The organism is Teichococcus aestuarii (genome assembly GCF_003116135.1).
Classification (GTDB): domain Bacteria; phylum Pseudomonadota; class Alphaproteobacteria; order Acetobacterales; family Acetobacteraceae; genus Pseudoroseomonas; species Pseudoroseomonas aestuarii.
In genome coordinates this window covers 93,003-118,905 of sequence record NZ_PDOA01000004.1, presented here as the reverse complement: position 1 = coordinate 118,905, position 25,903 = coordinate 93,003, and the positions used below count along the sequence as shown (strand labels likewise).

Sequence of the window (25,903 nt, the reverse complement as noted above, 5' to 3'; positions counted from 1 at the left end):
ATCCTCGCCCGTGCGCCGAGACCGGCGGGGATGCGCCGGTGCCCGGCCTCCTCGTGCGGGCGCCCTGCCGGCGGCGGCGGAGCGGGCCGGAAATTCACCGGCCCCGGCTTGCGCGCCCGCGCCCTGCCGCCGATCCTCCGGGCCGACCCCGTCCAGAACCGGAACCCGGCCACCATGAAGCTCCACTACTCCCCCGGCGCCTGCTCGCTCGGCATCCATGTCCTGCTCGAGGAGATCGGCCAGCCCTTCGAGGCGGTGCGCTCCCCCATCAAGGAAGGCGCGCTGCAGACGCCCGAGTTCAAGGCGCTGAACCCGAAGGGCAAGGTGCCCACCCTGGTGCGCGACGACGGCTCGGTGCTGACGCAGTACACCGCCATCGCCTTCTGGCTGGCCGCCAGCAACCCCGCCGCCGGCCTGCTGCCGGCCGATGCCGAGGGCCAGGCCCGCGCCCTCGAGGCGATGGACTTCGTCACCGGCACCATCCACCCGCAGGGCTTCTCGCGCCTGTTCAACCAGGCCCGCTTCGCCCCCAGCGAGGCCGACCACCCGAAGGTGAAGGAGCAGGGCACCGCCCTCGCCGCCAAGGGCTTCGCCGATATGGACGCCACCTGGAAGGGGGCCGAGTGGGTGCTGCCCTCCGGCTACTCGGTGGCCGATCCGGCGCTGTTCTTCGTCGAGTTCTGGGCGGTGAAGCGGATGGGCATGACCCTGCCGCCGCGGCTGCAGGCGCATTACGAGCGGATGCTGGCCCGCCCCGCCGTGCAGCGCGCCATGGCCACCGAGGGCCTCGCCTGATGGCCGGGGGCGGCCGCCTCACCCGCGAAGCCTTCTGGTTCCTCCGCCATGGCGAGACGGACTGGAACGCGCGCGGCCTCTCCCAGGGCAATGTGGACATCCCGCTGAACTCCATCGGCATCGCTCAGGCGGAGCGGGCGGCGCAGGCGCTGCTGGAAGGCCAGGCGGGGCGGGAGATCGCCACCATCGTGGCCTCCCCCCTCGGCCGCGCGCGGGACACGGCCGAGGCGGTGGCCCGGGCGCTGGGCCTGCCGGTCGAGATCCATGACGCGCTGCGCGAGGTCTCCTTCGGCGTGCAGGAGGGCCAGCCCATGGCCGGCTGGTTCGACGACTGGGTGGAGGGCCGCTTCACCCCCGAGGGCGCCGAGAGCTTCGCCCAGCTGCGCGACCGCACCGTGGCCGCCATCAACCACTGCCTCTCCCGCCCCGGCCCGGTGCTGGTGGTGGCGCATGGGGCGCTGTGGCGCGCCTTCCGCGCCGAGGCGGGGCTGCCGGCCAATGTGCGCACGCCCAACGCCCTGCCGATGTGGGTGACGCCCCCCGCCGCCGGCGGCGAGGCCTGGGCCTTCGACCCGCTGGCCATGCCCTGAGCGGCGGCGCCGCGGGCGGATTCCGCTGCCAGCGGCGGCGGCGCCGGCGCCGCGGGCGATTCCCCTGCCCGGGACGCCGGCGAATGATTGCCTCCCGGCACCAAATGCCCTATTCCCCGCCCCGCGCTGGCACCCCTGGAGGCCAGCGCAACTGTTTTCGGGCATGGGCCCGGGGGCGGGATTGGGCAGGCGCCCCGGCAGAGCCGGCGCGGCGCCACAGAGCAAGCGGAGCACGGACACATGGTCCAGACCATTCGGATCGAGGCCGAGGCGCGCGAGTTGGCCGGTAAGGGGGCGGCGCGCGCGACTCGGAGGACGGGGCGCGTCCCCGCGGTCATCTACGGCGCGAAGCAGGAGGCGACGCTGCTGTCGCTCGACCCGCGCGACGTGATGAAGGAGCTGCACAAGGGCGGCTGGCAGTCGCACCTCTACGAGGTGGCTGTGAACGGCACGACCGAGCGCTGCCTGATGCGCGACGTGCAGTTCCACCCCGTGAAGGACATCCCCCTGCACGTGGACTTCCAGCGCCTGGCCCCCGGCCAGCTGATCCGTGTGAAGGTGCCGGTGGTGTTCCTGAACGAGGAGAGCGCGCCGGGCATCAAGGAGGGTGGCGTGCTGAACGTCGTCCGCCGCGAGGTCGAGGTGCTGTCCGACCCCGACCAGGTGCCGGACCAGTTCGAGATCGACATGGGCGCCGCCGCCATCGGCGACAGCCTGCGCTGGTCGGACGTGGCGGACGCCAAGGGCACCCAGCCGGTGATCGTCGGCCGTGACTTCGTGGTGGCCACCATCGCGCCGCCGACGGTCGAGGAGGAGGTGGTCGTGGCCGCCCCTGTCGCCGCCGCCCCCGCGCCCGCCAAGGGCAAGGGCGGCAAGGCCGCGCCGAAGAAGTAAGGCAGGGGTTCTGGCGTGCTGCTCTGGGTCGGCCTCGGCAATCCCGAACCGGGTCAGGCGCGGCACCGCCACAACATCGGCTTCATGGCGCTCGACGCCATCGCCCGCCGCCACGGCTTCACGCCGTGGCGGCAACGCTACAAGGGCCTGCTGGCCGAGGGCAACATCGCCGGCCAGAAGCTGCTGCTGCTGAAGCCGCAGACCTACATGAACCTCTCGGGCGATTCGGTGCAGGCCGCCGCCGCCTTCCACAAGATCCCGCCCGCCAGCGTCACCGCCTTCCACGACGAGCTCGACCTCGCCCCCGGCCGCATCCGGGTGAAGAAGGGTGGCGGCGCCGCCGGGCATAACGGGCTGCGCGACATGGACCGCAAGCTGGGCACGCCGGACTACTGGCGCGTGCGCCTCGGCATCGGCCATCCCGGCATGAAGGAGAAGGTGACCGGCCACGTGCTGGGCAACTTCGCCAAGGTGGACACCTGGCTGGAACCCATGCTGGATGCAGTGGCGGAGGCCGCGCCCCTGCTGGCCAAAGGCGAGCCGGAAGCCTTCATGACCCGCGTGGCCCTGCTGACCCAGGAGAGCTGAGAATGGCGATGGAAGACGCTGCCGCCGACCTGGCCGCCGAGTTCGGCGGCCCCGGCCCGGAGGATCTGGCGAACGGCGCCGCCGCGCTGGCCGCCGGCCTGCTGGCCCAGGCGCACAGCCTGGCGGGCACCGCCGCCGCGCTGGAGACCAGCGACACCGGCCACCAGGGCGCGATCGAGGCCGCCGCCGCCCGCGCCGCCCTGGCGCTGGCCATGGCGCAGGCCGTCTCCGAGGCGGTGGGCCCGGCGCGCGCCGAGCTGATCCGCGCCGCCGCGCATTCGCTCGACGTGTCGCTCGGTGGCGCGGTGACGCAGCTGCGCGCCGCCGCCCTGGCGCTGCCGACGGACGACGCCGCCGCCCGCATCGCCGCCGCCCAGATCGCCGGCGAGATCGCCGCCGCGCTGGGCTGAGGCACCCCCCCTGGCCCGGGGCGGCGCTGCCGCGCCCTGGGCCAGGGGAGCGGGCTGCGCGGGATCGCGGGCCGCATCGTGGGCCGGGGGCCCGAACGGGCGCCGCCGCCCATGCGGCGAAGCCAAGCCGGCCGAGGCCGGCGCCGGCGAATGAGGGCGCCCCTGCACCGCAGGGGCGCGCATACAAAGAGGACCTGACATGGGCTTCAACTGCGGGATCGTCGGCCTGCCGAATGTCGGCAAGTCCACCCTGTTCAACGCGCTGACGCAGACCGCGGCGGCCCAGGCCGCCAACTATCCCTTCTGCACCATCGAGCCGAATGTCGGCCGCGTCGCGGTGCCGGACCGGCGGCTCGACACCATCGCCAGGATCGGCAAGTCGGCCAAGATCGTGCCGACCAGCCTGGAATTCGTGGACATCGCGGGCCTGGTGCGCGGCGCCTCGCGCGGCGAGGGCCTGGGCAACCAGTTCCTCGGCAACATCCGCGAGACGGATGCCATCGTGCACGTGCTGCGCTGCTTCGAGGATGGCGACGTCACCCATGTCGAGGGCAGCGTGGACCCGATCCGCGACGCCGACACCATCGAGACCGAGCTGATGCTGGCCGACATGGACAGCCTGGAGAAGCGCCAGCTCGGCCTGCAGAAGCGCGCCCGCGGCGGCGACAAGGAGGCGGCCGGCCAGCTCACGCTGATCGAGCCGATCCTGGCCGGGCTGCGCGACGGCCGCCCCGCCCGCGCCTCCATCCCGAAGGGGGAGGAGGAGGCGGCCAAGCGCCTCCAGCTGCTCACCTCCAAGCCGGTGCTCTACGTCTGCAACGTCGAGGAAGGCGCGGCCGGCAGCGGCAACGCGCACAGCGAGAAGGTGTTCGCCCGCGCCGCGGCCGAGGGCGCCAAGGCGGTGGTGGTCTCCGCCGCCATCGAGGCCGAGATCAGCCAGATGGACGCGGCCGACCGGGGCGAGTTCCTGGAGGGGCTGGGCCTGTCCGATTCCGGGCTGGATCGCGTCATCGCCGCCGGCTACGGGCTGCTCGGCCTGCTCACCTACTTCACCGTGGGGCCGAAGGAGGCGCGCGCCTGGACCATCACCCGCGGCATGAAGGCGCCGCAGGCCGCCGGCGTCATCCATGGCGATTTCGAGCGCGGCTTCATCGCCGCCGAGACCATCGCCTATGACGACTACGTGGCGCTTGGCGGCGAGCAGGGCGCCAAGGAAGCCGGCAAGATGCGGGTCGAAGGCAAGGAATACGTCGTCAAGGACGGCGACATCCTGCTGTTCCGCTTCAACGTCTGAGAACGGCGGGGTGGAGTGTCCACCCCGCTTTTTCACTCTATGGTCGTGGAAGGCGGGGCGATAGAGTGGCCCGCCGGCCCTGCACAACCGGCCAATGACAAGGCCGGCGCCCGCCCGTGGATCTGCATCTACCCACCCTGCTCTCTGTTGGCACGCTGCTCAGCCTGACCATCGGGCTGATGTGGCTGGTGCTTTCCTTCGACCGGCACCGGGCGCCGGGGCTGCGGGAATGGGGGCTGGCGGTTCTCGGCGTCGGCCTGTCGGCGCTGCTGGTGGGGTTGCGCGGCCATCTGCCGGACCGTGTCTCGATCGACCTCGGCAATGCGCTGACGCTGCTCTCCCTCGGCCTCGCCTGGATCGGCGTCCGCCGCTTCGACCAGCGCCGCACCCCGTTCTGGCTGATGCTGCTGCCGCTCCTGGCCTGGCTCGGCCTGCGCCAGCTGCCCGGCCTGACCGAGACGCGGGAGATGCGCGTCATCATCATGTCGCTGCTGACGGCGCCGCTGAGCCTCGGCATCGCCTGGGAGTTCTGGCGCGACCGGGCGGAGCACCGCCTGTTCCGCACCCTTCTCAGCTTCAGCTTCGCCCTGCAAGGCGTGCTGGTGCTGCTGCGCGTGCCGGTGGCGCTGGCGCAGCCGGAATGGCACGCCGGCCCCGAGCTGCCGCAGCGCCTGTGGTTCAGCCTGGTGCTGGTGCAGGGCATGCTGCACTGCGTGTTCACCAGCTTCTGCCTGATGGCGCTGTTCCGGGCGCGCGGCGAGCAGCGCGCCCTGGCCGCCTCCGCCGCCGCGCGCGAGGCGGCGGAGGCCTCCAACGCCGCCAAGTCCCGCTTCCTGGCGCGGATGAGCCACGAGCTGCGCACCCCGCTCAACGGCGTGCTCGGCATGGCGCAGATCCTGGGCGCGCGGAACGACCTGCCCGGCCCGGCGCGCGAGGAGGTGGCGGTGATCAACCGCGCCGGCCGCCACCTGCTGGCGCTGGTGAACGACGTGCTGGACCTCGCCCAGGTGGAGGCCGGCCGCCTCACCCTGGCGCGGGAGCCGGTGCCGCTGCGCGCCCTGCTGGAAGGCGCGCTGGAGCTGCTGCGCCCCGAGGCGTCGGGCAAGTCGGTCGCCCTGCGGCTGGAGCTGGAGCCCGGCTGCCCCGAGGCGGTGCTGGGCGATGCGCGGCGGCTGCGGCAGGTGCTGCTGAACCTCGTCGGCAATGCCGTGAAGTTCACCCCCCGGGGCGGCTGGGTGCGGCTCTCGGTACGGGCGGTGGAGGACGGGCTGCGGCTGGAGGTGCTGGACACCGGCCCCGGCATCCCGGCGGCGCAGCGGGCCCAGCTCTTCCGCGACTTCAGCCGCCTCACCGCGCTGGAGGCCGAGGGGCATGGCCTCGGCCTCGCCATCACCGATGGGCTGGTGCAGGCCATGGGCGGGCGGATCGGCGTTCTGCCGGGGCCGGAGGGGCGCGGCAGCCTTTTCTGGGCCGAGCTGCCGCTGCCGCCGGCGGCGTTGCCGGCGGCCCCGGCGCAGGCGGGGGCGATGCCGCACATGCTGCCCCTGGCCACGCCGCTGCGCATCCTGGTGGTGGACGACGTGCCGCTGAACCGCATGGTGGCGCAGACCATGCTGCGCCAGGCCGGGCACAGCGTGGCCGAGGCCGCCAGCGGCGAGGCGGCGCTGGCCCACCTGCAGGCTTGCCCGGTCGACCTCGTGCTGCTCGACCTGCAGATGCAGGGCATGGACGGGCTGGAGACCACCCGCCGCATCCGCGCCGAGGAGGCGCGCCGGCCGGGCGGCGGGCGCATCGCCATCCTGGGGCTTTCCGGCACCGATGCCAGGGAGGGATGGCCGGACTGCCTGCAGGCGGGCATGGATGGCTACCTGCCCAAGCCGTTGCAGCGCGAGGCCCTGCTGCGGGCGTTGCGCGCCCTGCGCCGCCAGGATGCCCTGCCCGCGCGGGCGGCGGCCCTGGGCTGAGCACGAGGCCGGCGGGCCAGAGCCTTTTCCGTTCGCGCTGGCTCACGGAAAAGGCTCCGGCTCATTGTTTTCACGAGCATCTTCACGCGACCGGGCGAAGCGGCCTGCTCGCGATCCGACCTAGAGCGCCCGGGCGTGCGTGGCGTCCGCCGCCGTGACGGCGCGGAAGCCGTGGCGGGCGTAGAAGGCGGCCGCCGCCTCCGTCTCCGTCCGCAGCCGCAGGGTGTGGAAGCGGCCCTCCGCCAGCCCGAGCAGGCGCCCAGCAGCGCCTCCCCAGGGCCGTCGAAGCGGTTTGTCCGGTCCTGCCATTCCCGCGCCAACCGGCCGATGAAGCGGAAGCCCTCGGCGGCGGCCTCGGCCCGCAGCGCCTCCAGCCCGGGCGGAAGGTCCGGCAGCCGGATGATGCGGGGCGCCGCGCTCATGCCGGCCGCCTCCTGCTTCACCCCGCCCCATCCTTCCCCGCCTCTTCCTGGCGGGCGCCGTCGAGCAGGGCGCGGCGGCGCGCCTCGGCCTCCGCCTCGCGCGCGCGCTCGGCCGGGGTGCGGCCGAACTTCACCCGGTTGGCGGCGGCCTGCTTCGCCTCGGCGGCGCGGGCGGCGGCCTTCCTGTGCCGGTTCAGGTTGACGATCTCTGCCATCGGCGGAGGATAGACCGCCCCGCCCACAGGAGGAATGCGCCCATGCAGATCGAACTCACCGCCGCCGACGGCCACCGCCTCTCCGCCTGGTGCACGGGGCCGGAGGATGCACGGCAGGCGCTCGTCGTCGTGCAGGAGATCTTCGGCGTGAACCGCCACATGCGGCACGTGGCCGAGGGCTTCGCGCGGCAGGGCTTCCGCGTCGTCTGCCCGGCGCTGTTCGACCGCGCCGAGCGCGGCGCCGAACTCGGCTACGCGCCGGAGGACGTGCAGCGCGGCTTGGCCCTGCGCGGCGCCATCGACCCGGCCGACACGCTGCGCGACATTGAGGCCGCCGCCGCCGCCCTGCCCCAGGGCGCCGCGCGCGGCATCATCGGCTATTGCTGGGGCGGCACCGTCGCCTGGCACGGCGCCACCCGCAGCCGCGCCTTCCAGGCGGCCATCGGCTACTATGGCGGCGGCATCGCCGCGGCGCGGGAGGAGGTGCCCCACTGCCCGGTGCAGCTCCATTTCGGCGAGGCGGACAAGGGCATCCCGCTCACCGACGTGGAGGCCATCCGCGCCGCCCGGCCGGAGGTGGAGGTGTTCGTCTACCCCGGCGCGCAGCACGGCTTCGCCTGCGAGGAACGCGCCTCCTACAGCCCGGCCGATACCATCCTGGCGGAGCAGCGGAGCCTGGGGTTCTTTGCGAAGCATCTGAAGTAGGAAAAGGCCGGGGGAAGGAATTCCCCCGGACCCCCATCTTCTTTCTGCAAGTCTACTCCGCCGGGGCGGGCGCGGCTTGCCACAGCTCGGGGCGCAGCTCCTCCCGGCGGTCGGGGAAGAACAGGGCGCAGAGCAGCGTCACGCCGGAGAAGCCGGCCAGCACCAGCAGCGCCATGTCGAGCCGCCCCGTCGCCTCGTGCAGCAGGCCGATCAGCGGCGAGGCGGCGGCGGCGCCGAGGAAGCCCACGAAGAAGCGGATGGAATAGAGCCGCACCCGCAGCGGCGGCGCGATGTAGCGCGCCGTCATCGTCTCATTCACCGTCACCTGGCCGAAGATCGAGGCTGCCAGCGCCGCGGCCAGCGGCAGCACCATCCAGCCCTCGGCGAAGGACAGCGCCAGCATCGCCGGCACCTGCACCAGCGCCATCGGCAGGAACACCCGCTTCAGCGTCATCCGGTCGATCATCCGCCCCACGGTGAACTGCGTCAGCCCGCCGCAGATCGTCACGATGAAGGCCAGCGCGCCGATCACCGGCAGCAGATCCGGGCTGCCGGCCAGCCGCTCCTCCATCAGCTTCGGCAGCAGCAGGGTGAAGGCGTTGAACACCAGCCCCGACACGGCGGCGATGGAGAGCAGCACCACCACCGCCCGCCGCACCACCGCTGGCGGAATGGCGGGGAACGGCTTCGCCGCGCCGCGCGCCGTGGCCATGTCGATGGCCGGCTCGCGCGCGTACAGCACACCCACCGCCACGCAGAGCAGCCCCGGCACCAGGAAGGCCCAGCGCCAGCCGAGGGTGGCCACCAGGAAGGCCGTCAGCACCGGCGCCGTCGCCACGCCGAGATTGCCGAACACCCCGTTCAGCCCGACCGCGCGCCCCACCTTCTCGCCCGCCGCCTCCACCAGCATGGCGGTGCCGACGGGGTGGTAGATGGCCGAGAAGGCGCCCATGCCGGCCAGCGCCACCGCCATCCACAGCGGCGAGGGGGCGAGCCCCGCCAGCGCCATGCAGCCCCCCGTGCCGAGGAAGAAGGCCAGCATCAGGGCGCGGCGCCCGAAGCGCGCGGCCAGCCAGCCCATCGGCAGAGAGCCCACGCCGTAGAGCACGAACATGCCGGTGCCGAGCGCCAGGATCGGGCCGTACTCGGTGCCGAAGCGCGCGGGCTCCTGCTGCACCAGCCCCAGCACGGCGGTGGCCAGGATCAGCAGGCTGAAATGGGTGGCGCTGTGCGCCGCGTTGATGAAGGCGATCTGCCGCGTGGCGGGGTGCAGGGACATGGCGTTGGCGTTCCGGTCTTGCCGTTCTTGCCCGGAAGGATAGCCTGGCTGGAAACCGACATCCGGCCAGATCATGTCGCCAAGCCGCCAAATGCCCACCTACATCATCCCCTCACGCGACCTGCCGCAGGACGCGGTGGACCGCCCGCTGGCCGGCTTCCGGCGCGACTATGCCGATGGCGGCCGCACCCCGCGCCATGCCCATCGCCGCGTGCAGCTCATCTATGCCAGCCAGGGCGTCATGCGCATCACCACGGACGCGGCGGGCTATGTCGTGCCGGCGGGCCGCGCGCTGTGGGTGCCGGCCGGGCTGCCGCACGCCGTGGCCACGCAGGGCGTGGTGGCGATGCGCGCGCTGTTCCTGCGCGAGGACGCGGCGCGGCACGGCCCGCCCGGCGTGGCGGTGCTGGCCGTCTCGCCCCTGCTGCGGGAGCTGATCCTGGCCGCCTGCGAGGAGCCGCCCGAATGGGACCCGGAGGGCCGCGCCGGCCACCTCGCCGCGCTGATCCTGGACGAGATCCGCCGCGCCCCCACCCTGCCGCTCGGCGTGCCGCAGCCGCGCGACCCGCGCCTGCTGCGCCTGGCCGAGGCGCTGCACGCCCGCCCCGACAGCGGCCTGACCCTGGAAGGCTGGGCCGCCGAGGTGGGCGCCAGCGCCCGCACCCTCTCCCGCCTGTTCCGCGCCGAGACGGGGATGAGCTTCGGCGCCTGGCGGCAGCACTGGCGCCTGGCCGAGGCGGCGGCGCTGCTGGCGCGCGGCGTGCCGCCGGCCCGCGCCGCGGCGCTGGTGGGCTATGCCAGCGCGCCGGCCTTCGGCGCCGCCTACCGCGCCGCCTTCGGCGTCACGCCCGGCCAGGCGGGGAAAGGGGCGCGGCGGAAGGAGGCCGGGCCGGCGGTGCCGCCACCGCTCGGCGGGGCGGAACGGGAACAGCCTGGACAGGAGCAGCCGGCCAGTGCCGCGCCATCGCCGCGGCCGCGTCGCCGGCCTGCCCGGTGAGCAGGCGGTACCGGGAGAAGCCGTAGAACAGGCCGGTGGACAGCCCCTCCGTGGCACCCGCTGCTGGCCGGCCTGCCGCTCCGGGCGATCACTCAGGTGATCGCCCCGCTGGTCGCCCCGCTGGCGCCGCCCCGCGCGGCACCGGAAAAGCGCGGCTCCTGCCGCATTCCACCTTCCGCCGGAGGCGGATTGCGGCAATCTCCCGCGCCATGCGCTGTCTCCCGCCGCTGCTCACCATCCTCCTCGCCGCCTTCCTGGCCACTCCCGCCGCCCTGCCGGTGGCGGCGCAGGACCTGCCGCTGCATGGCGGGCCGGTGCGCGCTTTGGCCATGGCGGCCGATGGCGGCCGCATCGCCTCGGGCGGGTTCGACCAGGCGGTGATGCTCTGGCCGCCGGACCTCTCCCGCCCGCTCTCCGTCACGCGCTGGCACGGGCAGGCGGTGCAGGCGCTGGCGGCGCTGCCGGGCGGCGGCTTCGCCAGCGGCGGCGCCGATGGCCGCATCGCCCTCTGGCCCGCCGGGGGCAGCGCCGAGCCCATCCGCGTGCTGGAAGGGCATGGCAGCGCCATCGCCGCCCTGGCCGCGCGCGGGGCCTGGCTCCTCTCCGCCAGCTGGGACGGCACGGCACGGCTCTGGCCGCTGGCCGGCGGCGCGCCGCGAGTGCTGGAGGGCCATGAAGGGCAGGTGACAGGCGCCGCCTTCCGCGCCGATGGCCTGCCAGTGACGGCGGGCGCCGACGGCACGCTGCGCGGCTGGCCCGCCGATGGCCCGCCCCGGCTGCTGGCCACCTATGGCCTGCCGCAGACCGCCCTGCTCGCCCTGCCCGACGGCACCCTGGCCAGCGCCGGGGTGGATGGTGCCATCCGCCTGCTCGGCCCCGCCGGGCGGGAGCGGCGGCTGCAGGCCGGCTCCTCCCCCCTCGCCGCCCTGGCCGCCACGCCGGATGGCGCGCTGCTGGCCGCCGCCGGGCCGGGGGGCGGCGTCTTCGTCTGGTCGCTGCCGGAGGGGCGGCTGCGGCACAGCCTGCCCTCGGCGGGGCAGCCCGTCTGGGCGCTGGCCTTCGCGCCGGATGGCACCCGCCTCTACGCCGCCGGCGCCGACCGCCGCCTGCGCGCCTTCGACATGGCGAGCGGCGCGGCCCTCGGCGCCGAGCCCGCCCCGCCGCCCGAGCGCGTGGCGGGGCTCGACCTGCACGGCGCCCGCGTGTTCCGCGCCTGCGGTGCCTGCCACAGCCTGACGGCGCCGCCCGAGGGGCAGGCGGACCTGAAGGCGGGGCCCCACCTGGCCGGGCTGTTCGGCCGCCGCATGGGCAGCATCGCCGGCTATGCGTATTCCGAGCGCCTGTCCCGTGGCGACATCGTCTGGACGAAGGAGACGGTGGCCGATCTCTTCACCCGCGGCCCCGACGTGGTGACGCCGGGGACGCGGATGCCGGTGCAGACCATCGGCGATGACGACGACATGGCGGCGCTGCTGCGCTTCCTCGAACAGGCGACGAAGGACTGAACCCATGCATGACCCCGTGCGCGCCGCGATCCAGGACGAGCCGGGCGCCGCGATCGGTGCCGCCGGCTATGTCGCCCTGCCCGCCGAGGCGGCGCGGGCGCTGTTCGACCCCGAGGACACCGCGCTCTCCGGCCCGGCCTGGGCCGAGTTCGCGCGGAGCTGGGAGGCGCTGGAGCCGGACGCCCACATGGCCGATGGCGGCCGCTACCGGCTGCGCCGCCACGCCGTGTTCCGCCTGCGCGCGGGCGACCCGGCGCTGGCGCGCGCGCCGCACCAGCCGCACTACCAGGGGCTGGAGTTCAACACGCTCAATGGCGGGGTGCAGCGCTGGTTCGCGCCGGTGACGGAGGCGGCCGCCGCGAGCCCCGCCTTGGCGGCGCTGCTGCGCGGCGCCCGCGCGGTGTTCGACGGCGTGGCGCCGGGGCGGGACTGGCATGTGGAGATGCACCAGTTCCGCATCCAGGCCCGGCCCGACGAGGCCGGCAAGCCGACGCCCGAGGGCATGCACCGCGACGGCGTGGACTATGTGCTGGTGGCGCTGATCGGCCGCGAGAACGTGGCGGGCGGCGAGACCGGCATCCGCGTGGACGGCCAGCCGGGCGAACAGAGCTTCACCCTCTCCGCCCCGCTCGACACGGTGCTGCTGGACGACCACCGCGTCTGGCATGGCGTGACGCCGATCGCGCCGCTCGACCCGGCGCGGCCGGGGCACCGGGACGTGCTGGTGCTGACCTTCCGGGCGGCCTGATCCGGCAGAAAGAAGATGGGGGCCTGGGGGAATTCCTTCTCCCCCGGCCTTGCCTACTTCCGCGCCAGCTCCCGCTCGACGACGCGGGCGAAGAACCCGGCGCCGACCGGCAGCAGGTTGTCGTTGAAGTCGTAGGTCGGGTGGTGGACGGGGTTGCTCCCCTTCCCCCCCGCTTCCGCCTGGCCGACGAACAGGAAGGCGCCCGGCCGCTTCTCCAGCATGAAGGAAAAGTCCTCGCCGCCCATGATCGGCAGCCCCTCGCGGATCACCTTCGCCTCGCCCGAGATCTCGGCGGCGGCGTCGGCGGCGCGGGTGGCCTCGGCGGCGTGGTTGATGGTGGGCGGGTAGCGGCGGTGGTAGCGCACCACGGCCTCGGCCCCATGCGCGCGGGCGGTGATGGTGGCGATGTCGGAAATCGCCTGCTCCACCGCGTCCCGCACCTCGGGCAGCAGGGTGCGCACCGTGCCGCGCAGCACCGCCTCGTCGGGGATGACGTTGTCGGCGCTGCCGGCGTGGAACTGGGTGATGGAGACCACCGCGCTGCCCAGCGGGTCGGTGCGGCGGCTGACGATGGATTGCAGCCCGCTCACCACATGCACGCCGACCAGCAGCGGATCGACCGAGAGGTGCGGCAGCGCGCCGTGCCCGCCCTTGCCGCGAATGACGATCTCCACCGTGTCCGACGCCGCCAGGATGACGCCGGGCAGCGCGCGGAAGGTGCCGAGCGGCATGTGCGGGTCGTTGTGGATGCCGTAGACGGCATCGCAGGGGAAGCGGTCGAACAGCCCGTCCTCGATCATCGCCTTGGCGCCGGCCAGTCCTTCCTCGGCGGGCTGGAAGATGAAGTGGACGGTGCCGGCGAAGTTCCGCGTCTCGGCGAGATACTTGGCGGCGCCGAGCAGCATGGCGGTGTGGCCGTCATGGCCGCAGGCATGCATCGCGCCGGGGTTCTGGCTGCGGTACTCGAAGCTGTTGGCCTCGGGCATCGGCAGCGCGTCCATGTCGGCGCGGAGCCCGATGCTGCCGCCCTCCCCGCCATTGCCCTTCAGCACGCCGACGAGGCCCGTCCTGCCGAGGCCGCGATGCACCTCGATGCCCCAGCCCGCCAGCTTCTCGGCCACGATGTCGCTGGTGCGCCGCTCCTCGAAGCCGAGCTCGGGATGGGTGTGGAAGTCCCGGCGCCATGCGGTCATCTCGGGCAGGAAGTCGGCGATGCGGTTGGGGATGGGCATGGGGCGGTGTCCTCGCTCGGAATCAGTATTTTAAGTTTTAAAGTAAAGAATCTTCTTTTTCTGAAGAAAAAGAAGCAAAAAGACTTCTGTCAGTTTGGCGTCATGCTTTCCACCAGCGTCACCGCAACTGAAAAAAGTTTTTTGGTTCTTTTTTCCAAAAAAGAACCCTTCTTCCTTTCATCCACCGCGCGCGCGGTCGGGGTCCACGGCGCGCAGCACGTATTCGTCGATGTTCGGCGCATACTCCCGCCACAGCGCCTCCAGCGCGCCGATCGGGTCCGCGTCGCGGTCGATGCGCAGGTCGGCGTAGGGGAAGCTCTCCTCGGCCACCATCAGCAGCGTGGCGCTGACCAGGGGGCGGCCCTCGCCGCCCGCCGCCTCGCCGGCCTTCAGCGCGTCGATCAGGCGGTCGCCGAGCGGCGCCTCGGGGTGGGCCAGGAAGGCATCGACCATGGCGCGCGGCACCTGGTCGCTGGCCAGGATGTTGCCGATGGCCACGCAGTCGGCGCCATGCGCGTGGTTGTGCGCGGGCTTCACCCGGGCGCCGTGGAAATGCGCGGTGCGGCCGGCGCGGTCGATGGCGGCGAACTGGCGCCAGCCATGGTCGGGGGTGCTGGCCTCCAGCGCCGCCACCGTCTCCTGCGCGGTGCAGCCGCTGCGGAGCAGCTCCACGCCGCGCGGGCCGAGGCGGGGGTCGGTGCGGTGCTGCGTCAGCACGCCGCCGATGCCGGCGGCCAGGAAGGGCACGCGGGCGCCGATGCACAGGCCGGAGGTGGTGGCCACGGCGCCGAACTGGCCGGTGCGCGCGCAACGGCCGATCAGGGAAAAGGTCATGGCCGCGCATTCAACGGGCGAAGCATCCGCTTGTCCATCCGGGGGCGGCGCTTTGTCGTGGCGCCACGGGGCGGGGCGGCGTATAAACTCACGATTTCGTGATAATACTTTAAGGGTGGTTTACGCATGGCCCTCCGCCGGGCGGGGCTGCTGCTGCTGGCGCTGCTCCTCCCGCCGGTGGGCACCGTGCGGGCCGAGGAGATTCCGGCCACCGGCGGCGATTATGGCGGCGCCGGGCTGATCGAGACGCGCAACGCCCGCTTCCGCGAGGATGGCACGCTGGAGGCGGGCACGGCGCTGCGGCACCAGCGGCGCTTCTGGTTCGTCAATTTCCAGGCCCTGCCCTTCCTGGAGACCACCTTCCGCCTCACCGAGCGCCTCGACGGCACCACCGGCCGCGGCATGACCACCGACCGCGCCTTCGACCTCAAGCTGCGCCTGCTGCCGGAGAGCGACACCACCCCCGCCGTGGCGGTCGGCTTCCAGGACATCATCGGCACCGGGATCTACGCGGGGGAGTACATCGTCGCCTCCAAGCGCTGGCACGGCTTCGACCTCTCGGCCGGGCTGGGCTGGGGGCGCGCGGGCTCGGGCGGCGAATGGACCAGCCCGCTGGCGCTGCTGGACGACCGCTTCCGCGACCGCCCGCGCGATGTCGGGCGCGGCGGCACGCTACGGCGCAACTGGTTCCGCGGCGCGGATGTGGCGCCCTTCGCCGGGGTGGAGTGGTCGGTGCAGGCGCTGGAGACGCCCTGGGGGCCGGTGGAGGGGCTGCGCGCCAAACTGGAATGGAGCGGCGATGCGCTGCGTGACGAGCGCGGCGGCTACCCCGCCCGCCGGACCGGGCTGAGCGGCGAGGCGGCATCCCGCGTCAACCTCGGCCTGCAATGGTCGAACGACTGGCTCGATGCCGGGCTGCACTGGGTACACGGCACGGACCTGCTGCTGCGCCTCTCGCTGCGGCTGAACCCGGACGACCCGCCCGCCCGCCCGCTGCCCGCGCCGCCCCCCCTGCCCCGCCGCCCGGCCCCTGCCGCCCTCTCGCCGGAGGCCGAGGCGGAAGCGGTGTTCGCGGCGCTGGAGGCGGCCGGCTTCCAGCCCGTGGCCTATCACCGCGCCGGCATGGTGGCCGAGATCGCGCTGGCCGGCGGCCGCTTCCGGGAGTTCCCGCAGGTGGCGTCGCGGGTGCTGCGCGCCACCCAGGCGGTGCTGCCGCCGGGGGTGGAGATGCTGCGGCTGCGCTGGTGGCAGGCCGGCGCCGAGACCGGCGTGCTGGAGATTCCGCGCGCCGCGCTGGAGGGCGCCGCCTGGCACCGCGCCAGCGCCGAGGAAGCCTGGCTCGGCGCCACCCTGATGCCCGCCACGGGGGATCTCGCCCCCGGCGCCGCCCGGCCCGGCGGGGTGGACTGGTCCTGGGGCATCGCCCCCACCCTTGGCCTCTCGCTCGGCGATCCCTCGCGCACGCTGCGCTGGCAGGCGGGGCTGGCGGCGGGGGGGCGGGTCGGCCTCGGGCCGGAGGTGCTGGGCGGCGGCTGGGCGCTGGCCGGCTCGGTGCGGCAGGCGCTGCTGGGCAACCTCTCGGGCGGCCTGCCCTCCGACAGCCTGCTGCCCCGCGTGCGCAGCGAGGAGGCCGCCTATGCGCGGGAGGGCCGCACCGCGCTGGCCACCCTCTATGCCGAGCGGATCTGGAACCTGGCGCCGGACTGGCTGGCCCGCGCCAGCGCCGGCTACCTGGAGCCGATGTTCGGCGGCCTCTCGGGCGAGGTGCTGTGGCGGCCGCGCGAGAAGCCCTGGGCGCTCGGCCTCGACCTGGCCTGGGTGGCGCAGCGGGATTTCGACCAGAAGCTGGGCTTCCAGGGCTATTCGGTGGCCACCGGCCATCTCTCCCTCTACGCCGACCTGCCGGTGTGGAACCTCTACGGCGTGGTGCGCGCCGGCCGCTACCTGGCGGGCGACTGGGGCGCCACGCTGGAACTGGGCCGGCGCTTCGACTCCGGCATCGAGGTCGGCGGCTTCGCCACCCTCACCAACGTCTCCGCCGCCCGCTTCGGCGAGGGCTCCTTCGACAAGGGCGTCTATGTCCGGGTGCCGCTGGCGCTGTTCGGGCGGGAGAGCGCGGAACGCGGCGGGGTGGTGGTGCGCCCGGTGCAGCGCGATGGCGGGCAGCGCCTGGCGGTGGACAACCCGCTCTGGGAGGTCTCCCGCGAGGGCCGGGCCGAGGCGCTGCGGCGCGGCGTGCCGGGTTTTTCGCGATAGCGCCCGCTTGGCACGGCGGCGGCCGGCCCTTATGCCGCGGGCCGCTCTCCGGGCGGTTATCAGCTCCACGAGTGGGAACGCTTGACCCGGCGCCCTGGCGACACGACTCTCCACCGCAAGCCGCGCGCCCGGCGGGGTGCCTTCCTGCCCCCGCGCACCGGGCCGCATGAGGAAAAGACACGATGAGCGAACTCACCAAGGCCGTCAGCGACGACAGCTTCAAGCAGGATGTGCTGCAGGCCGCCGGCCCCGTGCTGGTGGATTTCTGGGCCGAATGGTGCGGCCCCTGCCGCATGGTGGCGCCGATCCTCGACGAGGTCGCCAAGGACTATGCCGGCCAGCTCACCATCGCCAAGGTGAACATCGACGAGAACCCGATGACGCCGAACGAGTACGCGGTGCGCGGCATCCCGACGATGATCCTGTTCAAGGATGGCAAGCCGGTGGACACCAAGGTCGGTGCCCTGCCGAAGAGCCAGCTGAAGGACTGGATCGCCACCGCGCTGGGCAAGTAACGGCTTGGCGGGGCCGCGGAACCACGGCCGGCGCGGGGCGATCGCCCTGGCCGGCGGCGTGCTGGCCGGGGCATTCGCCCCCGCCTGCGCGCAGACGACCGGTGCCTCCGGCCAGGGAGCGGGCGCGGTGGTGCGGAGCGAGGCCACGGCCTTCCGCGTCGTCCGCTTCGCCGAGGGGCTGGAACACCCCTGGGGCGCCGCCTTCCTGCCCGACGGGCGGATGCTGGTGACGGAGCGCCCCGGCCGGCTGCGGCTGGTCAGCCGCGAGGGGCAGGTCTCCGCCCCGCTCTCCGGCGTGCCGCCGGTGGCCGCGGCCGGCCAGGGCGGGCTGCTCGACATCCGCCTCGCACCCGATTTCGCGGAAACCCGCGAGCTGTATTTCTGCCAGGCCGCCAGCGTCTCCGGCGGCAACCTGACACGCCTCTCCCGCGCCCGCCTCAGCGCCGACGCTGCCTCGCTGGAGGCGGTGCAGACCCTGCTCGACGCCACGCCGGCGCAGACGGGCAACGGCCATTATGGCTGCCGCATCGCCTTCGGCGGCGACGGCAAGCTCTACATGACCACGGGCGACCGCCAGCGCGACAGCGACCGCGCCCAGGAGATGGGCGACCTCGCCGGCAAGCTGCTGCGGCTGGAGCGCGACGGCCGCCCCGCCGCCGGCAATCCCTTCCTCGGCCGCGAGGGGGTGCGCCCCGAGATCTACGCTTCCGGCATCCGCAACCCGCAGGGGCTGGCGGTGAACCCCGCCACCGGCACGCTGTGGGAGGTGGAGATGGGCCCGCGCGGCGGCGACGAGATCAACCTCGTCCGCGCCGGGGCCAATTACGGCTGGCCGGTGGTGGGGCATGGCGTGGCCTATAGCGGCGCGCGCATCCACGAGGCGGCATCCCGCCCCGGGATGCAGGACCCGCTGCGCCACTGGACGCCCTCGATCAGCCCCTCCGGCGCCACCTTCTACACGGGCGATGCCTTCCCCGCCTGGCGCGGCAACCTGTTCCTGGCGACGCTGAGCAGCCAGGGCCTGCTGCGCCTGACCGTGGAGGGCGACCGCGTGACCGGCGAGGAACGGCTGCTATGGGGCCAGCAGCGCCTGCGGCAGGTGGCGCAGGGCCCCGACGGCTTCCTCTACCTGCTGACCGACGAATCCCGCGGCCGCATCCTGCGGCTGGAACCCGCCGGAAGCTGAGGCCGGCGGCGGGGCGGCAGAAAACCCGCCCCGCCCTGCCTACTACTTCGCCAGCGCGGCCCGGACCTCCTCCAGCACCGCCTGCCGCACCGCCGCGCGCGCCTCCGGCTGGCCGCCGCCATGCGGGTTCCTCTGCACGCAGTCATCGCTGTAGGCGAAGGGCGCCCCGGTGGCGGCGTTGACCAGCCGCCCCGGCTCCCGCTCCTCGATGACGCAGGCCCTCAGGGTCTGGGAATGGGTGGCGACGCCGGGGGCATCGCTCAGCGGCGAGTCGAAGCCATGATGCGCACCGGGATAGGTGGCGAGGGCGATGTCGGCGCCGCCCTCCCGCATCCGCGCCACCTGCGCGGCGCAGCTGCGCGCCAGGGTGTAGTCGTCCGCCTCGCCATGGAACAGGCGGATGGGCCTCGCCACCATCCGGGTGTCGTCGCGGTAGCGGGCGGAGCAGTCGGGGTAGAAGGCGAGATAGGCGGCGAAGCCGATGCCGGAACGGTTCCACAGCCGGTGGAAGCGCTCGGTGGCGGCGTAGAGCGCCGCCTTGCCGCCGCGCGAGAAGCCGATCAGCACGATCCGCTCCGGATCGACGCGCGGGTGCCGCGCCAGCACCTCCAGCGCGCCATAGAGGTCCAGGATCAGGTTCAGCCGGCCGAGCTTCGCCTGGTCGGTGTTGGTGGCGACAAGGCCGCGCGCGGTGAAGCCGTCGATGACGAAGGTGGCGAGGCCCTCGGCGTTCAGCAGCCGTGCCCAGGCCTCGATCCCGCCATCGATGCCGCCCGAGCCGTGCATCAGCACCGCGACGGGCAGCCGGCCCGCCTGCCAGGCCGTCTGCCCGGGCGGCAGGCGCAGCTCGCCCGCCGTGGTCACCGCCTGCCCCGCCCCGGCCTCGCCCCGCAGGAATTCGGCATCGCTCAGCGTGCGGGAGGGGATGGCGTGCAACTCGATGCGGCCGGGAAGGCTGGCGGCCTCCTGCCCGGCGGCGGGCGGGACGGGCAGCGACAGCAGCAGCAGCGCGGCCAGAAGGCAAAGGGCGGGATGCATCGGGCGTCTCCTCACCGCGCGCGTGCGGGTGGCCGGGGCGGAGAGGAAAGCGCGTTCCACCCCCCGGCGCCAAGGGAAAGCGCCAAGGGAAAGCCATCCGGCGCGCTCAGGCGATGGCGATGCCGCGCCCGGCGAAGAAGCGGCCGAACACCGCGGGCGGCAGGGAGACGTCCCGCTGCGCCGCCGCCTCGTGCCCCGAGGGGTTGTGGAAGGTGATGGCCCCTGGCGTGGCGGCGGTGACCAGCACGAGATGGCCGCCCGTGTGCGGCGGCGCGCGCTCCGGCCAGCGGATGTCCTTGTGCACCGAGGCGATGAAGTAGCCGCCCCCCGCCAGCAGCGGCGCGATGTCCGCCGCCGCGAGGTCCAGGCGGATCGTGGCGCGCAGGCCGAAGCGCGCGGCGACGTAGCGCAGGAAGGGCGCGTAGATCAGGCCACGGATCCGGCCGTCCGGCTCCTCCACATAGCCGCCCTCGGCGGCGCAGCCGCGCGCCAGCTCCAGGATGGGGTGCGCCACGCCGGTGCGCGCGGCCAGCACCATCTTCAGGCAGGCCATGCCGCAGAGATGCCCGGCCCAGCGGGCGTATTCCTCGACGCTGGCGGCGCCCGAGCCGCGCCAGGCCGGGTCGCGCAGCAGCGCGGTCTCGGCGCCCTCGGCCAGCACGGCGGCCGTCATGCCGGGGGTTTCCCACTGGCTGAAATAGGGGGTGCGGGTGGGCTCGGTCACGGCGGGGCTCGCGGGCGGGAAGGACAGGGCGACGCCGCCCCCCCGGCCGGGGGGTGGCGTCGCGGGCTTTCAGCTCCGGCGCGCCGCCAGCGCCCAGAGCCGCGGCCCGACCAGCCCGAGCAGCGCCAGCAGCAGGATGCTGAGCGAGACGGGGCGGGTGACGAAGGTGGTCCAGTCGCCCTGGCTGATGGTCAGCGCCTGGCGCATCGCCTGCTCCGCCATCGGCCCCAGGATCATGCCGATGACCACCGGCGCCTGCGGGAACTCGAAGCGCCGCATGAACATGGCGATGATGCCGATGCCGTAGAGCAGCATCAGGTCCACCACGGAGTTGCTGATGCCGTAGGTGCCGATGGTGGCGAAGACCAGGATGCCCGCGTAGAGCTGCGGCGTCGGGATCTTGAGGATGCGCGCCCAGAGGCCCACCAGCGGCAGGTTCAGCACCACCAGCATGATGTTGGCGATGTAGAGCGAGGCGATCAGCGTCCAGACCAGCTCGCCCTGGCTGGTGAACAGCAGCGGCCCCGGCTGGATGCCGTAGGACTGGAAGGCCGAGAGCATGATGGCGGCGGTGGCCGAGGTGGGCAGGCCCAGCGTCAGCATCGGCACCAGCACGCCGGCGGCGGCGGCGTTGTTGGCCGCCTCAGGCCCCGCCACGCCCTCGATGGCGCCGGTGGTGCCGAACTCCTCCGGGTGCTTCGAGAGCTTCCGCTCGGCGTAGTAGCTGAGCATGGTGGGCATCTCGGTGCCGCCCGCCGGCATGACGCCGAAGGGGAAGCCCAGCAGCGCGCCGCGGAACCAGGGGCCGGTGGAGCGCTTCCAGTCCTCCTTCGTCATCATCAGCCGGCCGACCTCGCGCACCTCCTGCTTGCCCTCCATATGGCGCCAGGCGAGGTAGAGCGTCTCGCCCACCGCGAAGAGGGCGACGGCGACCAGCACCACGTCGATGCCGTCCAGCAGCTCGGGGATGCCGAAGGTCAGGCGCGGCTGGCCGGTCTGCAGGTCGATGCCCACCAGCCCGATCAGCAGGCCGAGGCCGAGCGAGGCCAGCCCGCGCAGCGCCGAGCCGCCCAGCACCGCCGAGACGGTGACGAAGCACAGCACCATCAGCGAGAAATACTCGGCCGGCCCCAGCTTCAGCGCCAGCTCGACGACGATGGGGCCGAGGAAGGACAGGCCCAGCGTGCCGATGGTGCCGGCGATGAAGCTGCCCACCGCCGCCGTGACCAGCGCCGGCCCGGCGCGGCCGTTGCGCGCCATCTTGGCGCCTTCCAGCGCGGTGATGATGGAGCCGCTCTCGCCCGGCGTGTTGAGCAGGATGGAGGTGGTGGAGCCGCCATACATGGCGCCGTAGAACACGCCGCAGAACAGGATGAAGGCGCCGGTGGCGCTCACCTGGAAGGTGATGGGCAGCAGCAGCGCGATGGTCAGCGCCGGGCCGATGCCGGGCAGCACGCCGATGGCGGTGCCGAGGAAGCAGCCGAGCAGCGCCCAGCCGAGATTGGTGATGGTGAGCGCGTTGCCGAAGCCGAAGGCCAGGCCGGACCAGGCATCCATGGAGCTACAGAATCCCTTCCAGGATGCCGGCGCCGATATTGACGCCCAGCAGCTTGTCGAAGGCCAGATAGGCGCCGAAGGTGACGGCCAGCCCGATGCCGAAATCGCGCAGCGGGTGGCGGCTGCCGAAGGCGGCGGCCACCAGCACGAACTGCGCCGTGGCGGCGAAGACGAAGCCCAGCGTGTCGATCAGCGCCAGGTTCGCCACCAGCCCCGCGCCGAGCAGGCCGAGGGCGCGCCAGTTGGTGGGCGGCGCCTCCGCCACCTCCGGCAGGGTGTGCGACCAGCCGCCGCGCCAGGCGGAGAGGGTCAGCCCCGCCCCCACCACGCAGACCATGCCGCCCACCAGGTAGGGGGTGAATTTCGGCCCCACCTGCGCATAGAGCGGGGTGGTGGGAATGATGGCGGCCTGCCACAGGCAGAGCAGGCCGAGCAGCAGCACCAGCCCCCCCACCACGAGGTCGGACCGCCGCAGCGCGGCCCGCATCCGGGCATCCGGCACCGGGGCGTCGGCAGGGCCCGGCATGGTGCCGGGCTCTCCGGTCGTGCCGGTCATGCTCAGATCAGGCCGATTTCGCGCAGCACCTCGGCGGTGGCCGCCTCGTCGCGCTTCAGGTAGGCCTCGAAGGCCTCGCCGGGCAGGAAGGCGTCCTCCCAGCCCTGGCGCTCCATCATCTCCTTCCAGGCCGGCAGCCCGTGCAGGGTGGTGACGAACTTCACCAGCCCCTCGCGCGTCTCCGGCTTGATGCCCGGCGGGCCGAACACGCCGCGCCAGTTGCCCAGGGTGATGTCGATGCCGCTCTCCTTCAGCGTCGGCACGTCGGGCAGGCTGCGCGTCTCGCCGGTGGTGGCCAGCGCCCGCATCCGCCCGGCCTTGATCTGCTCGGCGAATTCCGAGACGCCGGAGATGCCGGCCTTCACCTGCGCGCCGAGGATGGCGGCCTGGGCCGGCCCGCCGCCGGCGAAGGCGACGTAGGAGGCCTCCTTGGCCGAGCGGCCCTGGCTCTTCAGCAGCAGGCCGAGCACGATGTGGTCGATGCCGCCGGCGCTGCCGCCGGCCACCGAGGTGCCGCCCGGGTTGCTCTTCAGCGCGTCGAGGAAGCCCTGCAGGTCCTTGATGTCGCTGCCGGCGGGCACGACGATGATGCCCGGCTCGGTGGTCATGCGCGCGATCGGCGTCACGTCCTTCAGGCCGAAGGGCGACTTGTTGGCCAGCACCGAGCCCACCATGACGGCGCCGCCGACCAGGATGCTGCCCTCGCGCCCGCGGCGCTGCGAGATGAAGCGCGGCAGCCCCACCGTGCCGCCGGCGCCGCCGACATTCTCGAACTGGAAGTTGCCCACCAGCCCGGCCTGGCGCGCCACCTGCTCGATGGCGCGGCCCAGCCCGTCCCAGCCGCCGCCGGGGCCGGCGGGGATGAAGACGTGCAGGGAGGAGTAGAGCTGTTGCTGCTGCTGCGCGCGGGCGCCACCGCCCAGGAGCGGCAGGGTGGCAGCCGCGAGGGCCGTGGAGAGCAGTGTGCGGCGCAGCATAAAATTTCCTCCATAAAGCAGTCGGTTAGAATGATGTTGCGCGAGAATCACCGGTTTCGCAAATCGCAATTTGCGGTTCCGCCCCCGGGCGCCGGTGCTTGCGCTGCGCCGGCCGCCGCCTCATTCTGGCCCGACTTTCGGGAGACGGCGTTGATGCGGCTGCGCGTGGCGATGGTGCTGGCCCTGCTCGCGGCACCAGGGCTGGCGGGCCTCGTGGCGCCACGCTGGCTGCCGCCCCTCTTGTCCGCCATGCCGGCCGAGGCCCGCCAGCCCGGCGCCGCCCAGCCCACGCCCCCCGCCGCCGCCGCCCCCGCCCGCCCCGCCGCGCCGCAGGAGCGCGAGGCGGTGGTGGCCAACGAGCTGGGCCTGCCGCTGCGCGAGCTCTACATCGCCCCCGCCGGCAGCGTCGAGCAGGGGCCGGACCGGCTGGGCGAGGACAGCCTGCCCAGCGGCGCCGCGCTGCGCGTGCCGCTCGGCCGGCAGCGCCTCTGCCTGTTCGATGTGCGCGTGGTGCTGGCCGATGGCAGCGCCGAGGAGAAGCGCGGCGTCGATCTCTGCCGCAGCAGCCGTGTCACCTTCGGCGACCCCAGCGCGCCGCTGCGCGAGGCGACGGTGGTGAACGACACCGACCTCGCGCTGCGCGAGCTCTACGCCATGCCGAGCGGCGCCCCCGGCCGCGGCCCGGACCGGCTGGGCACCGAGACGGTGGCGCCCGAGGCCACCACCCGCCTGCGCCTCGGCCGCGCGCGCGAATGCCTCTTCGACCTCACCGCCGTGTTCGAGGACGACACGGTGGAGGAGCGCCGCCGCGTTGATCTCTGCCGCAACAGCCGCGTCAGCTTCGGCGACCCCGCCATCCCCTGGCGGGAGGCCGAGATCGCCAACGGCACCGGCCGCGCCATCCGCAACCTCTATGCCGGCACGGCAACCGGCACGGCGAACGGCACGGGCGCCGCCGGGCGCTCCGGCGCCCCGGCCTGGGGCCATGACCGGCTCGGCCCGGTGATGGTGGAGCCCGGCACCACCTTCCGCCTGCGGCTGCGCAGCCGCGCCTGCCAGCTGGACCTGCGCGTGGTGTATGACGACGAGACGGCGGAGGAGAAGCCGGGCGCCGATCTCTGCGCCGGCACCTCCATCCTGTTCGACGGCAGCGGCATCCCGCGCCCGCCGGAGCGCGCCTTCACCCTGCTCAACCGCCACGCCGCGCCGGTGCAGGAGGTCTATGCCTCCGCCACCGACGACACCGACTGGGGCGAGGACCGCCTGCCCGGCGGCGCGCTGGAGCGCGGTGCCCGCGCCGAGGTGGTGCTGCGCAGCGCCTGCGAGATCGACCTGCGGGTGGTGTTCGGCAATGGCGGCGCCGAGGAGCGGCGCGGCGTGAACATCTGCGACACCGCGCTGATCGTGCTGCGCCCCGGCTGGGTGCTGGCGGAGCGGCTGGACCAGGGCGCCGGCACGCTGGAGCAGGGCCCGCCGCGCGAGGGCAGCGTGCGCCTGCGCAACGCCGGCCCGGCGCCGCTGGTCGAGCTGTACGTCGATGCCGTGGGCGCGCCGCGCGGGCCGGACCGGCTGGGCAGCACCGTGCTCGGCCGCGGCGAGACGCTGGATTTCGCCCCGCCCGAGGCGGTGGGCTGCACCGGCCACCTGCGCGCCGTCTTCCGCGACGGGCGGGAGGTGGACCGACCCCGCTTTGACCTGTGCTCCGGCACCGAGGTGGCCCTGCCATGATGCGCCTTCCCGCCGCCGGGCTGCTGGCCCTGGCCCTGCTGTCCGCGCCCCCGCTGCTTCCCGGAGCCGCCAAGGCCCAGCCGCAGCCCGCCGCCCCGCCCCCGCCCCTGGCCGCCGTGCCGCCGGCGCTGCGCGGCCCCTGGTTCGCCGGCGGCTGCGCCAGCCCCACGGCCATGCTGCACGTCACTGCCCGCGCCGTGGCGCGGCTGCCGGCGGACGGCCCGGCGCGGCTGATCCGCTTCGCCGAATCCCGCGCGCAGGCGGGCTGGACGGTGGGCACCGGCCGTGGCGCCGAGGCGCCGCGCATCCTGCTGCGCGGCGACGCCACGGCGCTGCAGACCGCCGAGCCGGACGCCAAGCTGCGCGACGACCGCCTGCCCGGCGACACACCGCTCGCCGCCTGGAGCCGCTGCGCCGCGCCGCCCCCCGCCCTGGCCGCGCTGCATGGCGAGGGCCTGGCGATGCTCGGCACGCTGGAGGTGCTCGAGGCGGCCTGCGGCGGCCCCGGAGCCGGCAGCGCCGGCTGCCTCGCCGCGCTGGTGGCGGAGGGCGATGTCTCGGGCGACGGGCTGCTCTCGGTGGCCGAGATCGCCCGGCTGGTGCGCGGCATGACCTGGGTGATGGCCGCCGCCGAGGATGCCTCGCCGGAGGGCGTGCTGGCGGCCGGCGGCGGCGGCCTGCTGGCCGGCGTCGCCATCGGCCGCTTCGCCATGGAGAGCCTGGATTATGACGGCGACGGCCGCCTCTCCGCCGCCGAGCTGGGCCAGGACCGCACAGCCCTCACCCGCAGCCTGGGCGCCGAGGGCGGCCGGCCGCTGCGGCTGGAGGGCGTGCAGGAAGGCATCGGCCTGCTGCGCGGCCTGCTCGACGGGGTGACGGCCCCCTGAGCGGGCG

26 protein-coding genes are annotated in these 25,903 nt (G+C 74.0%); 16 read left to right on the top strand and 10 right to left on the bottom strand.

What is annotated here, in order from left to right; translation table 11 throughout:
- Positions 1–174 precede the first annotated feature (174 nt).
- The 7 genes from CR165_RS08395 (at position 175) to CR165_RS08365 (ending at position 6,535) form a co-directional block, all read left to right on the top strand.
- On the top strand, positions 175–795 hold the full coding sequence (locus tag CR165_RS08395; RefSeq protein ID WP_109516722.1) for a glutathione S-transferase family protein: 621 nt from the start codon (positions 175–177) through the stop codon (positions 793–795).
- Positions 795–1,385 carry a histidine phosphatase family protein gene (locus CR165_RS08390; RefSeq protein WP_109516526.1) on the top strand — a complete coding sequence of 197 codons (591 nt, stop codon included), beginning with the start codon at positions 795–797 and terminating at the stop codon, positions 1,383–1,385. Before CR165_RS08395 ends, CR165_RS08390 begins: the two co-directional genes overlap by 1 nt.
- A 240-nt stretch (positions 1,386–1,625) precedes the next feature.
- Positions 1,626–2,279 carry a 50S ribosomal protein L25/general stress protein Ctc gene (locus tag CR165_RS08385; protein WP_109516525.1) on the top strand — a complete coding sequence of 218 codons (654 nt, stop codon included), beginning with the start codon at positions 1,626–1,628 and terminating at the stop codon, positions 2,277–2,279.
- Between the two features lie 15 nt (positions 2,280–2,294).
- Positions 2,295–2,867 carry an aminoacyl-tRNA hydrolase gene (gene pth, locus CR165_RS08380; RefSeq protein ID WP_109516524.1) on the top strand — a complete coding sequence of 191 codons (573 nt, stop codon included), beginning with the start codon at positions 2,295–2,297 and terminating at the stop codon, positions 2,865–2,867.
- Between the two features lie 2 nt (positions 2,868–2,869).
- Entirely contained in the window at positions 2,870–3,277 is a 408-nt protein-coding gene (locus CR165_RS08375) for a hypothetical protein (protein ID WP_109516523.1), read from the top strand.
- A 199-nt stretch (positions 3,278–3,476) separates the two neighbouring features.
- The gene (gene ychF, locus CR165_RS08370) at positions 3,477–4,571 is read left to right on the top strand and encodes a redox-regulated ATPase YchF (RefSeq protein WP_109516522.1); all 1,095 of its coding nucleotides are present in this window, start codon (positions 3,477–3,479) and stop codon (positions 4,569–4,571) included.
- Between the two features lie 116 nt (positions 4,572–4,687).
- A complete protein-coding gene (locus CR165_RS08365; RefSeq protein ID WP_109516521.1) occupies positions 4,688–6,535 on the top strand; it encodes an ATP-binding protein in 1,848 nt (615 codons plus the stop codon).
- A gap of 120 nt (positions 6,536–6,655) precedes the next feature.
- On the opposite strand, the gene CR165_RS25360 is transcribed toward CR165_RS08365, so the two are convergent.
- Positions 6,656–6,844 carry a hypothetical protein gene (locus CR165_RS25360; protein ID WP_219929708.1) on the bottom strand — a complete coding sequence of 63 codons (189 nt, stop codon included), beginning with the start codon at positions 6,842–6,844 and terminating at the stop codon, positions 6,656–6,658.
- Positions 6,845–6,974: 130 nt separating this feature from the next.
- On the bottom strand, positions 6,975–7,172 hold the full coding sequence (locus CR165_RS08355; protein WP_109516721.1) for a DUF4169 family protein: 198 nt from the start codon (positions 7,170–7,172) through the stop codon (positions 6,975–6,977).
- Positions 7,173–7,214: 42 nt separating this feature from the next.
- Between CR165_RS08355 and CR165_RS08350 the strand changes: the two genes are divergently transcribed.
- The gene (locus CR165_RS08350; protein ID WP_109516520.1) at positions 7,215–7,877 is read left to right on the top strand and encodes a dienelactone hydrolase family protein; all 663 of its coding nucleotides are present in this window, start codon (positions 7,215–7,217) and stop codon (positions 7,875–7,877) included.
- Positions 7,878–7,929: 52 nt separating this feature from the next.
- Here the strand turns inward: CR165_RS08350 and CR165_RS08345 are convergent, their stop codons facing one another.
- The gene (locus CR165_RS08345; protein ID WP_109516519.1) at positions 7,930–9,156 is read right to left on the bottom strand and encodes an MFS transporter; all 1,227 of its coding nucleotides are present in this window, start codon (positions 9,154–9,156) and stop codon (positions 7,930–7,932) included.
- A 91-nt stretch (positions 9,157–9,247) separates the two neighbouring features.
- On the opposite strand from CR165_RS08345, the gene CR165_RS08340 reads away from it, so the two are divergent.
- The 3 genes from CR165_RS08340 (at position 9,248) to CR165_RS08330 (ending at position 12,406) form a co-directional block, all read left to right on the top strand.
- Complete coding sequence (locus CR165_RS08340; protein WP_245906260.1) at positions 9,248–10,153, top strand: AraC family transcriptional regulator; 906 nt, start codon at positions 9,248–9,250, stop codon at positions 10,151–10,153.
- A 209-nt stretch (positions 10,154–10,362) separates the two neighbouring features.
- The gene (locus tag CR165_RS08335; protein WP_109516517.1) at positions 10,363–11,658 is read left to right on the top strand and encodes a c-type cytochrome; all 1,296 of its coding nucleotides are present in this window, start codon (positions 10,363–10,365) and stop codon (positions 11,656–11,658) included.
- A 4-nt stretch (positions 11,659–11,662) separates the two neighbouring features.
- Entirely contained in the window at positions 11,663–12,406 is a 744-nt protein-coding gene (locus tag CR165_RS08330) for a 2OG-Fe dioxygenase family protein (protein ID WP_109516516.1), read from the top strand.
- Between the two features lie 53 nt (positions 12,407–12,459).
- Here the strand turns inward: CR165_RS08330 and CR165_RS08325 are convergent, their stop codons facing one another.
- Complete coding sequence (locus CR165_RS08325; protein ID WP_109516515.1) at positions 12,460–13,638, bottom strand: M20 aminoacylase family protein; 1,179 nt, start codon at positions 13,636–13,638, stop codon at positions 12,460–12,462.
- 177 nt (positions 13,639–13,815) lie between these two features.
- Positions 13,816–14,472: a DUF1028 domain-containing protein gene (locus tag CR165_RS08320; RefSeq protein ID WP_109516514.1), complete on the bottom strand. Its 657-nt coding sequence runs from the start codon at positions 14,470–14,472 to the stop codon at positions 13,816–13,818.
- 126 nt (positions 14,473–14,598) lie between these two features.
- Between CR165_RS08320 and CR165_RS08315 the strand changes: the two genes are divergently transcribed.
- The 3 genes from CR165_RS08315 (at position 14,599) to CR165_RS08305 (ending at position 18,429) form a co-directional block, all read left to right on the top strand.
- Positions 14,599–16,728: a YjbH domain-containing protein gene (locus CR165_RS08315; RefSeq protein WP_109516513.1), complete on the top strand. Its 2,130-nt coding sequence runs from the start codon at positions 14,599–14,601 to the stop codon at positions 16,726–16,728.
- Between the two features lie 182 nt (positions 16,729–16,910).
- Complete coding sequence (gene trxA / locus CR165_RS08310; RefSeq protein WP_109516512.1) at positions 16,911–17,243, top strand: thioredoxin TrxA; 333 nt, start codon at positions 16,911–16,913, stop codon at positions 17,241–17,243.
- A 4-nt stretch (positions 17,244–17,247) separates the two neighbouring features.
- On the top strand, positions 17,248–18,429 hold the full coding sequence (locus CR165_RS08305) for a PQQ-dependent sugar dehydrogenase (RefSeq protein WP_245906258.1): 1,182 nt from the start codon (positions 17,248–17,250) through the stop codon (positions 18,427–18,429).
- 42 nt (positions 18,430–18,471) lie between these two features.
- Here CR165_RS08305 and CR165_RS08300 read toward each other — a convergent pair whose 3' ends face one another.
- The 5 genes from CR165_RS08300 to CR165_RS08280 form a co-directional block, all read right to left on the bottom strand.
- Positions 18,472–19,467, bottom strand: coding sequence for a dienelactone hydrolase family protein (locus CR165_RS08300; protein WP_109516511.1), 996 nt, complete (start codon positions 19,465–19,467; stop codon positions 18,472–18,474).
- A gap of 106 nt (positions 19,468–19,573) precedes the next feature.
- The gene (locus tag CR165_RS08295) at positions 19,574–20,191 is read right to left on the bottom strand and encodes a cysteine peptidase family C39 domain-containing protein (protein ID WP_245906256.1); all 618 of its coding nucleotides are present in this window, start codon (positions 20,189–20,191) and stop codon (positions 19,574–19,576) included.
- Positions 20,192–20,260: 69 nt separating this feature from the next.
- Positions 20,261–21,748, bottom strand: a complete 1,488-nt coding sequence (locus CR165_RS08290) for a tripartite tricarboxylate transporter permease (RefSeq protein WP_109516509.1) — start codon at positions 21,746–21,748, stop codon at positions 20,261–20,263.
- Positions 21,749–21,752: 4 nt separating this feature from the next.
- Positions 21,753–22,304, bottom strand: coding sequence for a tripartite tricarboxylate transporter TctB family protein (locus tag CR165_RS08285; protein ID WP_245906255.1), 552 nt, complete (start codon positions 22,302–22,304; stop codon positions 21,753–21,755).
- 2 nt (positions 22,305–22,306) lie between these two features.
- Complete coding sequence (locus tag CR165_RS08280) at positions 22,307–23,281, bottom strand: Bug family tripartite tricarboxylate transporter substrate binding protein (protein ID WP_109516508.1); 975 nt, start codon at positions 23,279–23,281, stop codon at positions 22,307–22,309.
- A 153-nt stretch (positions 23,282–23,434) separates the two neighbouring features.
- Here CR165_RS08280 and CR165_RS08275 point away from each other — a divergent pair, with 153 nt between their 5' ends.
- Entirely contained in the window at positions 23,435–25,009 is a 1,575-nt protein-coding gene (locus CR165_RS08275; RefSeq protein ID WP_109516507.1) for a hypothetical protein, read from the top strand.
- On the top strand, positions 25,006–25,896 hold the full coding sequence (locus CR165_RS08270; protein ID WP_109516506.1) for an EF-hand domain-containing protein: 891 nt from the start codon (positions 25,006–25,008) through the stop codon (positions 25,894–25,896). The genes CR165_RS08275 and CR165_RS08270 overlap by 4 nt, the downstream gene beginning before the upstream one ends.
- Positions 25,897–25,903 lie beyond the last annotated feature (7 nt).